This window comes from Pantoea stewartii subsp. stewartii (genome assembly GCF_008801695.1).
Lineage (GTDB): Bacteria > Pseudomonadota > Gammaproteobacteria > Enterobacterales > Enterobacteriaceae > Pantoea > Pantoea stewartii.
Window position 1 is genome coordinate 1 of record NZ_VZPF01000117.1, and the last position, 9,817, is coordinate 9,817.

The following is a 9,817-nucleotide window of genomic DNA, read 5'->3' on the forward strand; positions in this document are numbered from 1 at the left end:
ATGTCGAACGGTTGTGGCAGGCGCTTCATGAGACAATAACCCGAAATCACCAGTGCAGTTCAATGTGGCAACTGTTGAAAAAGGTCCATCACTTTATGAATACCGTCAGCCCATTCCCCGGGGGAAAACATGGGCTGGCTAAAGTGTAGCGGTATTAGGATCAGTTATTTAGCGGCGCTTACGCTGTTCAGTCAGGCCAGTCTGGCAAAAGAAGTCAAAATCGGCATGGCCATTGACGATTTACGTCTGGAACGCTGGCAAAAAGACCGCGATATCTTCGTTAAACAGGCGGAAGCAAAGGGCGCGAAAGTCTTCGTGCAGTCTGCCAATGGCAACGAAGAAACGCAAATGTCGCAAATCGAAAATATGATCAACCGCGGCGTGGATGTGCTGGTTATTATTCCCTACAATGGTCAGATATTAAGTAACGTCGTGGCAGAAGCGAAACGCGAAGGCATTAAAGTTCTGGCCTATGATCGCATGATTAATAATGCCGATATCGATTTCTATATTTCGTTTGATAATGAAAAAGTCGGCGAAATGCAGGCCGAAAGCCTGGTGAAAAAAGTGCCCAAAGGCAATTACTTCCTGATGGGCGGATCGCCTGTCGATAATAACGCCCGCCTGTTCCGCGAAGGGCAGATGAAGGTGTTAAAACCCTCTATTGATAATGGCAGCATAAAAGTTGTCGGTGATCAGTGGGTTGATGCCTGGCTGCCGGAAAATGCACTGAAAATCATGGAAAACGCCCTGACCGCCAATAAAAACCACATCGATGCCGTTGTAGCCTCAAACGATGCTACCGCGGGGGGAGCGATCCAGGCGCTCAGCGCGCAGGGGCTGGCCGGTAAGGTCGCCATCTCCGGGCAGGATGCCGATCTGGCCGCCATCAAACGCATCATGAATGGCACGCAAACCATGACGGTGTACAAACCGATCAAAGAACTGGCGACTGAAGCAGCTAATGTCGCCGTCGAGCTTGGCAACGGTCAGACGCCTGCCAGCAATGCCAAACTCAACAACGGCCTGAAAGACGTGCCGTCGCGCCTGCTGACGCCCATCGAGGTCAACAAAGACAATATCGACAGTACCGTGGTGAAAGACGGTTTCCACAAGAAGAGTGAACTCTGATCGCCATCCTGCGAAGGAGAAGACCGATGTTGCTGGAAATGAAAAATATCACCAAGCGTTTCGGCGCGGTGAAGGCGCTGGACAACGTCAGCCTGCAACTGGATGCCGGTGAAGTGCTGTCGTTGTGTGGTGAAAACGGCTCTGGCAAATCGACCCTGATGAAAATCCTGTGCGGACTGTATCCGCACGGGGAGTTTGAGGGGCAGATTCAGTTTTCCGGGGACCCGATCCAGGCACAGACTATTCGCGATACCGAACGCAAAGGGATTGTCATTATCCATCAGGAGCTGGCGCTGGTACGGCAACTGACCGTGATGGAGAACATCTTCCTGGGCGCAGAGCTGGGGCGCTTTGGCATGGTGGACGATGAAACCATGACGCTGCGCTGCCAGCAGTTGCTGGAACGGGTCAAACTTAACGTCTCGCCCGACACGCGCGTGGGTGAGCTGGGCCTGGGGCAGCAGCAGCTGGTGGAGATTGCGCGGGCGCTCAACAAACAGGTGCGGCTGCTTATCCTTGATGAGCCGACGTCCTCGCTGACCGAGCAGGAAACCACGGTACTGCTCAGTATCATCCACAACCTGCGCGAGCACGGTATCGCCTGTATTTATATCTCGCACAAACTGAATGAGGTGCGGGCGATTTCGGACACCATCTGCGTGATTCGCGATGGTCAGCATATTGCCACTCGTCCGGCGGCGGGCCTGAGTGAGGACGATATCATCACCATGATGGTCGGACGTGAACTCACGGCGCTCTATCCACATTCACCTCACGAGATTGGCGACACGGTGCTGCAGGTCAGCAACCTGACGGCCTGGCACCCGGTCAACCGCCACATCAAGCGCGTGAATAACCTGTCCTTTACCCTGCGTAAGGGAGAGATCCTTGGTATCGCTGGATTAGTCGGTGCTGGCCGAACGGAAACCGTTCAGTGTCTGTTTGGCGTCTGGCCTGGTCGCTGGCAGGGTGAGATCCGGATTAACGGCAACAAAGTGACTATCCGCGACTGTCAGGAGGCGATCGCGCACGGCATTGCCATGGTGCCGGAGGATCGTAAAAAAGACGGCATTGTGCCGCTGATGGGCGTGGGCAAAAACATCACTCTGGCGGCGCTGGATCAGTTCAGCCAGCGCCTGTCCACGATTGACGAAGCCAGCGAGCTGCACGCCATTAATGCCGCTATCGCCCGCCTGCGGGTCAAAACCTCGTCACCTGAACTGCCGATTGGCCGCCTCAGCGGCGGCAACCAGCAAAAAGCGATTCTGGCGAAATGCCTGCTGCTCAATCCAAAAATTCTGATTCTGGATGAGCCCACGCGCGGTATTGATGTGGGTGCGCGGCAGGAAATTTATGTGCTAATCAATGCGCTGGTACAGCAGGGCATTTCCGTCATTGTGATCTCGTCTGAGTTGCCCGAAGTGCTGGGCCTCAGCGACCGCATTCTGGTGATGCATGAAGGGCAAATCAAAGCCGATCTGATTAACGACAATCTGACTCAGGAGCAGGTGATGGAAGCCGCTCTGCGGAGTGAACATTATGCTTAACAGCGAAACCAAGCCCGCCGTATCGACGCCGGCCAACAAGCCCGTCTCCAGCAAGCTCGGCCTGCGTAATTTGCAGGTGCTGGTCATGCTGGGGGCGATTGTGTTGATTGCCCTGTTTTTTACCTGGACTACTGACGGTGCCTGGCTCAGCCCGCGCAACGTCTCTAACCTGCTGCGCCAGACAGCGATAACCGGCATCCTGGCGGTGGGCATGGTGTTTGTTATTATCTCCGCTGAGATCGACCTCTCAGTTGGCTCTATGATGGGGCTGCTGGGCGGCGCGGCGGCGATCTTTGACGTCTGGCTGGGCTGGCCGCTGCCACTGACCATTGTGGTCACGCTGGTGCTTGGCCTGCTGCTGGGCACCTGGAATGGCTGGTGGGTGGCCTACCGCAAGGTGCCTTCGTTTATCGTAACGCTGGCCGGTATGCTGGCGTTTCGCGGCATCCTGGTCGGTATCACCGACGGAACTACCGTTGCCCCGACCAGTCCGGCGATGTCCCAGATTGGGCAAAGCTATTTGCCAGGCGGCTTCGGTTTTGGTTTTGGCTTTATCGGCCTGGCACTGTTTATTCTGTGGCAGTGGCGCTTACGGCTGCGTCGTCAGCAGTTGGGGCTGGCTCAACCGGCGGCGACAAGCACCGTGGCACGCCAGGCGATCACCGCCGTGCTGGTGCTGGGGGCGATCTGGCTGCTGAATGATTACCGTGGCGTACCTACTCCGGTACTGCTGCTGGCGGGAATGTTTATGGCCACCCGCACGGCTTTTGGCCGCCGCATTTACGCCATCGGCGGCAATATTGATGCCGCCCGGCTTTCCGGTATCAATGTGGCGCGCACCAAGCTGGCGGTGTTTGCCATCAATGGCCTTATGGTGGCGATCGCGGGGCTGATCCTCAGCTCACGTCTGGGCGCGGGATCGCCTTCTGCCGGGAACATCGCCGAACTGGATGCGATTGCAGCCTGTGTTATCGGCGGCACCAGCCTGGCTGGCGGGGTCGGATCCGTCGCCGGGGCGGTGATGGGCGCGTTTATCATGGCCTCGCTGGATAACGGCATGAGCATGATGGATGTGCCGACCTTCTGGCAGTATATCGTTAAAGGGGCGATTTTGCTGCTGGCGGTCTGGATGGACACCGCAACGCGCCGCCGTATGTAATCGTGTGAACGATCACACTGTGGCGCAAACCATTTCTGTGATGCATCCAGCTGTGCTATGCAATTCGCTGGGAGTTAACGGGACGCTGCCACTATGCATGAGAAACGATACCGCATTACCCTGCTGTTTAACGCCAACAAGGTTTACGATCGTCAGGTGGTTGAAGGCGTTGGCGAGTATTTACAGGCTTCACAGACAAACTGGGATATTTTCATTGAGGAGGATTTCCGCTGCCGCATTGACAATATCCATGAGTGGCTGGGCGACGGCGTGATTGCGGATTATGACGACAGCGCCATTCAGCGTTCGCTGGCAGACGTGGCGGTGCCGGTCGTCGGTGTGGGTGGCTCCTATCATCGTGAAGAGGATTACCCGCCGGTACACTACATTGCCACCGATAACAGCGCGCTGGTGGAAAGTGCCTTCCTGCACCTGAAAGCGCGCGGTATCAACCGTTTTGCATTTTACGGTTTGCCGGCTTCCAGTGGTAAACGCTGGGCACAGGAGCGCGAACTGGCGTTTCGCCAACGCGTCATGCGTGAGCGCTATATGGGCGTGGTTTATCAGGGCATGGAAACCGCCTCTGAGAACTGGCAGCACGCGCAAAACCGCCTGGCCGACTGGCTGCAAACCCTTCCCCCGCATACCGGCATTATTGCTGTCACTGATGCACGTGCGCGTCATCTGCTGCAGGCCTGCGATCACCTGAAGATTCCGGTGCCTGAGAAGCTGTGCGTAATTGGCATCGACAACGAAGAACTGACCCGTTTTCTCTCTCGCGTCGCGCTTTCCTCGGTAGTTCAGGGTTCACGACAGATGGGTTATCAGGCCGCTAAGCTGTTACACCGCCTGCTGGATAAGCAGGTTCTGCCGCTCCAGCGCATTCTGGTACCGCCAGTGAAAGTGATTGCCCGCCGCTCAACCGATTTCCGCTCGCTGCACGATCCTGCAGTGATTCAGGCGATGCATTTTATCCGTTTTAACGCCTGTAAGGGCATTAAGGTGGAGCAGGTACTGGATGCCATTGGCCTGTCGCGTTCTAACCTGGAGAAGCGTTTCCGTGACGAAACCGGCGATACGATTCACGCCATGATCCATCGAGAAAAGCTGGAAAAGGCAAAGGAACTGCTGGCGGGCTCGTCACTCAGTATCAATGAGATCTCGCAGATGTGTGGTTATCCCTCATTGCAGTATTTCTATTCGGTGTTCAAGAAGAGCTATGCGACGACACCGAAAGAGTACAGGCAGGAAAATGGAGAAGTGGCGTAAGAAGGCGAAGTAGGCATTTCTGTGAGTACATGAATGAACCGATGACCTGTCGCCATCATCTATAAGGAAGCCGGTCCGAATGTCCTGGGCTGGCTTTCCACTTATATTTTCTCTGAAAGACAAGACGAGAATGTCAGAATGAATATATTCAACTGAGTAACACCGTAAGGCATATTAAAGTAGATATAAAAGAGTTAATTTTTTGATTTATATAATGAATTATTCAAAATTTTCTGAGGTTATGTTCTGTTAAACAGTGTGGCAGAGATCGCTGTCACTCTGTTTAACAATCACCATGATCCATGGGCACACTTTTATTGAGGAACTATGTAGTTCAGTGTTAAGCCATTACATTCCTGAGATCATTGACTTTGGAAGAGAAACTGGCGGTTTTGTATGCAGCGTGACCATTGTTAATCTTGCAAAAGGGTTACTTTCATTACCCGATACACTGCTTAAAAAATTCAAAAGGCATCAATGATAAACGGCTGTACCGAAATTAATAATGCCGCGTATTAAAACGCTGGCCTGACATAAAACAGACCAAATGAGCGTGAATAAAATCACGCTGAAGATTTTCACTTAGAAGGTTATTGCCGTTAAAAGACAATTGGCTATGGCGCTGCCGATGACGTTAACGGGATGATTAAGTTAAAGAGCGGCTTTGTTGAATAAATGGATTTTATGCTGTGGTACTATGAAAACGGTTGTTTCAGATAACATAAAATCAATGCGTTACATGCTTGCGTATGACGGTGTTCTGTCTGGCATCAGCGTTTTCTACCAAAACAGTGCAGACAAAACAGAATGATTACCTATTATTCAACAAAGCCTTAAAGAGCATGAAAGTGTATAACTTATTTACTGTAATATTTAAATTAATCTAAGTGATATTATAAATATAATTACCGCAGATAATTCATCATCGGCATTAAAGGTATTTATGCTGAGCTTGCGCTTTGCCTGTGTTTTTCTTCGTGGCGACTGGGCCGCCGCCTCGCTTAAGTAGGGATCGCAAAATCCCAGAGCCATTCGTAATACCCTGGTTGACTGCGCCTGCGCTGTCATCGTTATTATGGTCATCAGCCACGATTTTACAGACTCCATCGCATTAAGATAGCTTCTGAGGGAGACTGCTGCTTTACTGATTGAGCAGGCTCCAACAAGCCGTCAGTCGCGTTTTCGTATCCGCGATGTGTAGCGTTGTCATGGCATTACAGCGGCAAGTTATCTGGCCCATCGACTAAAAGGAACGTCAATGCTTAACGTTCGTAATGCCCTGCCGGATGATTACGCAGCCTGGCTGGGGCTCTGGAAAGATTACCTGCTGTTTTATGGTCATCACCTGGATGAGAGCGTCACGCTATCTACCTGGCAGAGAATCCTTTCACCTGACTCCGCGCTCATGTGTCGACTCGCCGAACACAACGGCAGCGTGATCGGTTTCGCGATATGCGTGATACACGAGGGGACCTGGGTCACTCGGCCCGTATGCTATCTGGAAGATCTCTTTGTTAAGGAAAACAAGCGCGGCGTAGGTGCGGGAAAAGCCCTAATCGTGGCAGTCTGCGATGAAGCCCGTGAACTGGGTTGGGCGAAAGTATATTGGGTGACAAATGAAAACAATCCTGCCCGCAGATTGTACGATAAGCTGGCACAGGTGGATGATATTGTCCGTTATAACATCAGGCTCTGAGCATCAATCCGCTGGGCTACAGGCCTGAAATCACGATGGATACTGCCTCCAGAATCACCTTCAGCCTTTAAAGGATGCAAGATGGCTAATCGGGAACATCATTACCATATTCACATTCGCTGGACCGGTAACCGTGGCAGCGGTACAGATTCCTACGCCGCGTGCGACCGCAATGGTGAGCTTGCCGCTTAGGGGAAAGCGACCATCGCACTGAGTGCCGATCCGGCCTTTCGGGGCGATGCCACGCGCTGGAATCCCGAAGAACTGTTGCTGGCCTCGGCGTCCGCCTGCCATAAATTATGGTATCTACATCTGTGCGCTGATGCCGGTATCATCGTCGAGGCTTATGAGGATGCGGCGGAGGGCACAATGGTCGAGGGTGAGCGGGGGCATTTCACGCAAATCACGTTGAAGCCGTTGGTCACATTGCGCGATCCGGCGGACGCTGCGCGCGCAGAAGCGCTGCACCACCATGCTCACGATGCGTGTTTTATCGCCAATTCGCTGAATTTTCCGGTGAGTTTTGTGCCGCGGTTTGTCTCACGATAAGCAGTGTGCTTCACGGTACTGTTAATCATGCTTAAGTTTTGCGTATATGTGCCGATACTTTATGCGCCACTGGCGAAATCCGTCGCCAGTATTATGTGACCCCCGTTTGGGGCTCAGTCAACATAAGGAGCAACTGCATGGATATTCAGCAACTCACAACGCTGTCTGCAGGGTTAGATCAATGGCAGGCACGTGGTGAAGCCAATGCGACGCTGTTAAAGAAAACCCTGAACCAACAGGCAGATACCATCACTACACTGGTGGAAGGCGTTACTGCCCTTCCCGCGAACCCGGCTGTAGGGCGGAACATTAACACCACCGCCTGATTATTCTGCTCCAGGTTCCCCGGGCGGATCATGTCGTACCGCCCGCTTTATTCCCTTTCCCCGTCGGCTGACTCTCCCTTCATCCCTTCGCTGCAATTTTTTCCAATACCTGAGCTGAGTAAAAGAATGAAATAAGGTATCACTCACGTTCAGGCAGGGAACTCAATGACGCCGCTTCAGTTTACGCTTCGCTCTCCAGAATGGGCTCTTTTTACAGAATTTACAGGCACATATCAGGTGGCACAGCGCGAGGTTCTTTCGTGCAGGAGTGCAGTGCGATGATGTCCTTTTCAACGGGGTTTTTCTTAAGTCTGTCACTGTGTCTGGATATCGGCATTGCCAACATCGCTATGATTACGCTGGCAATGCAGCGGGGGTATTTTCAGGGATTTTCGCTGGGCATCGGCACCTGTATAGGCGATCTTTTTTATGCCGTGCTGGCGCTGGCGGGCATGGCGGTGTTACTGCAATTCGAGATAGTGCGATGGATAATCTGGGCGGGTGGAGGGCTTCTGCTGACAGGGTTCACCGTTAAAATGCTGATGGCTGCCTTCAGTACAGTTAACGATATCGACACATCACAGGTGACTGTCAGGCTGTCGCTGTTCCGTGAGTTCCGTCGCGGAATTGTACTGGCCCTGTCCTCACCCACCGCCATTCTGTGGTTTGCGACGGTGGGTGGCGCGCTCATTTCCCGTTTCGGGGGGCTTTGTTGAATAATAGGTAATCATTCTGTTTTGTCTGCACTGTTTTGGTAGAAAACGCTGATGCCAGACAGAACACCGTCATACGCAAGCATGTAACGCATTGATTTTATGTTATCTGAAACAACCGTTTTCATAGTACCACAGCATAAAATCCATTTATTCAACAAAGCCGCGGTGGGGCTGTAGCCGTTTGGCGGCAAGGTAGGGATGATGCGGGTCAGGTTCGCCCGCCGCGCACAGCAGGTCAAAGGCCCGGCAGGCGGTCAGGTTCTGTTTTCGCTGGCGCTGCTGCGCCTCTGCCCGGCGAAGCCGCCCGGCCTCCTGTTCGGCGGCTTCAATCCTCGCCTGCTGCGTCCGGCGCTGTTCAGCGGTCATCACGTCCGGCTTACCCAGCGCGGGCAGGTTCAGGCCCAGCCTGTCGGCCACGATGCGGGCCGCGTCGGTCTGGCGCACGTTCCACAGGTACGCGCCCAGCGCCACAAGGTCGCCGCCGCCGTCCCCGGTGGCGAAGTCATGCCAGCAGCCGTCCACCAGCGAGACGGAAAAGCTCCCGGCGTGGCGGTCTGCGCGGGTGGGATTGCGGCTCACCCACTCAGCGGCCTGTCGTTTACCCTCCGGCAGCCATTCCGGCACCAGAATATCGGCGTGCTGCACGGCCACGGCGGCCACGCTGCGGATGGCGTCAATCACGGCTAAATCACGCATGGTCGGCCCCCTCGCGGTTGTCGTTGTACCCGTCCAGCAGCGTATCCATGCCCCGGATAAGCTCAGGTGCAGAGGTCAGAAAGTTGCTGAGGGTTATCAGTTCTTCGTCCGAAAACTGGCGGGGCTGCTGGCGCGTGAGGCTGCTTTCCAGCGTAGCGCCGAACCGCGCGGCCTCGTTCGTTGCGCTCCACCATCGCCAGTTCTTTGGCCGTATCCAGCGTCAGAAGGTAATCATGTGCCACTTGCTGGCGAGATTTTGCGCTACTCAAACTTGAGGTGCTCAAAATTTCCACCATCTGATAATCATCCCCGTCAATAAAACCATATTCGGCGATGCGGCGTTTTATCCAGTCAGTCAGGCGGCTATTAACCCCCAATGCTGCATGTAGTGCAGCGGCGCTCACAACGCTGGTTTGATGGCGGCCAATCTGGCCGGGAATTACCGGAATTAAGTCGGCGAACTCGCCCGATGAAATATGGCTATGGCTGTTTTGGGCGTGAGAACGCCCCGCCCCGGTTAAGGGGCTGTTTGCAATTTTCATATTGGATCTCCGAACTAAATAACTGATCCTAATACCGCTACACTTTAGCCAGCCCATGTTTTCCCCCGGGGAATGGGCTGACGGTATTCATAAAGTGATGGACCTTTTTCAACAGTTGCCACATTGAACTGCACTGGTGATTTCGGGTTATTGTCTCATGAAGCGCCTGCCACAACCGTTCGACAT

At 53.6% G+C, this 9,817-nt stretch carries 8 protein-coding genes and 4 pseudogenes; 9 read left to right on the forward strand and 3 right to left on the reverse strand.

Annotation, left to right across the window (positions count from 1 at the left end; genetic code table 11):
* The 9 genes and pseudogenes from F7Q90_RS23305 to F7Q90_RS23345 all read left to right on the forward strand — a co-directional run.
* Positions 1-149 (forward strand): annotated as a pseudogene (locus F7Q90_RS23305) (IS630 family transposase); the annotation flags it as partial.
* Positions 130-1,131, forward strand: coding sequence for a D-xylose ABC transporter substrate-binding protein (gene xylF / locus F7Q90_RS23310; RefSeq protein WP_044242780.1), 1,002 nt, complete (start codon positions 130-132; stop codon positions 1,129-1,131). The pseudogene F7Q90_RS23305 and the gene xylF, both read left to right, overlap by 20 nt.
* A gap of 26 nt (positions 1,132-1,157) precedes the next feature.
* A complete protein-coding gene (locus F7Q90_RS23315; protein ID WP_006121215.1) occupies positions 1,158-2,678 on the forward strand; it encodes a xylose ABC transporter ATP-binding protein in 1,521 nt (506 codons plus the stop codon).
* Positions 2,671-3,837 (forward strand): xylose ABC transporter permease XylH, encoded by a 1,167-nt coding sequence (gene xylH / locus F7Q90_RS23320; RefSeq protein WP_006121216.1) that lies wholly within the window; start codon positions 2,671-2,673, stop codon positions 3,835-3,837. Before F7Q90_RS23315 ends, xylH begins: the two co-directional genes overlap by 8 nt.
* 93 nt (positions 3,838-3,930) lie before the next feature.
* Positions 3,931-5,106, forward strand: a complete 1,176-nt coding sequence (gene xylR / locus F7Q90_RS23325; RefSeq protein ID WP_006121217.1) for a D-xylose utilization transcriptional activator XylR — start codon at positions 3,931-3,933, stop codon at positions 5,104-5,106.
* Between the two features lie 1,258 nt (positions 5,107-6,364).
* Positions 6,365-6,802, forward strand: a complete 438-nt coding sequence (locus F7Q90_RS23330; RefSeq protein WP_006121218.1) for a GNAT family N-acetyltransferase — start codon at positions 6,365-6,367, stop codon at positions 6,800-6,802.
* Positions 6,803-6,883: 81 nt separating this feature from the next.
* Positions 6,884-7,351, forward strand: a pseudogene (locus tag F7Q90_RS23335) (OsmC family protein).
* A 137-nt stretch (positions 7,352-7,488) separates the two neighbouring features.
* Entirely contained in the window at positions 7,489-7,677 is a 189-nt protein-coding gene (locus F7Q90_RS23340) for a YjfB family protein (protein ID WP_006121221.1), read from the forward strand.
* Between the two features lie 278 nt (positions 7,678-7,955).
* Positions 7,956-8,381 (forward strand): annotated as a pseudogene (locus F7Q90_RS23345) (LysE family translocator); the annotation flags it as partial.
* A 159-nt stretch (positions 8,382-8,540) separates the two neighbouring features.
* Here the strand turns inward: F7Q90_RS23345 and F7Q90_RS23355 are convergent.
* The 3 genes and pseudogenes from F7Q90_RS23355 to F7Q90_RS23365 all read right to left on the reverse strand — a co-directional run.
* Positions 8,541-9,089, reverse strand: coding sequence for a hypothetical protein (locus tag F7Q90_RS23355; RefSeq protein ID WP_006121223.1), 549 nt, complete (start codon positions 9,087-9,089; stop codon positions 8,541-8,543).
* Positions 9,090-9,151: 62 nt separating this feature from the next.
* Complete coding sequence (locus F7Q90_RS23360) at positions 9,152-9,631, reverse strand: antA/AntB antirepressor family protein (protein WP_052310151.1); 480 nt, start codon at positions 9,629-9,631, stop codon at positions 9,152-9,154.
* Between the two features lie 37 nt (positions 9,632-9,668).
* Positions 9,669-9,817, reverse strand: a pseudogene (locus F7Q90_RS23365) (IS630 family transposase); the annotation flags it as partial.

Bases quoted from the DNA above. Each gene is read 5' to 3' on its own strand.
- xylH (WP_006121216.1), top strand. From the start codon at position 2,671: ATGCTTAACAGCGAAACCAAGCCCGCCGTATCGACGCCGGCCAACAAG.
- F7Q90_RS23315 (WP_006121215.1), top strand. From the start codon at position 1,158: ATGTTGCTGGAAATGAAAAATATCACCAAGCGTTTCGGCGCGGTGAAG.
- F7Q90_RS23360 (WP_052310151.1), bottom strand. From the start codon at position 9,631: ATGAAAATTGCAAACAGCCCCTTAACCGGGGCGGGGCGTTCTCACGCC.
- F7Q90_RS23355 (WP_006121223.1), bottom strand. From the start codon at position 9,089: ATGCGTGATTTAGCCGTGATTGACGCCATCCGCAGCGTGGCCGCCGTG.
- F7Q90_RS23340 (WP_006121221.1), top strand. From the start codon at position 7,489: ATGGATATTCAGCAACTCACAACGCTGTCTGCAGGGTTAGATCAATGG.
- F7Q90_RS23330 (WP_006121218.1), top strand. From the start codon at position 6,365: ATGCTTAACGTTCGTAATGCCCTGCCGGATGATTACGCAGCCTGGCTG.
- xylR (WP_006121217.1), top strand. From the start codon at position 3,931: ATGCATGAGAAACGATACCGCATTACCCTGCTGTTTAACGCCAACAAG.
- xylF (WP_044242780.1), top strand. From the start codon at position 130: ATGGGCTGGCTAAAGTGTAGCGGTATTAGGATCAGTTATTTAGCGGCG.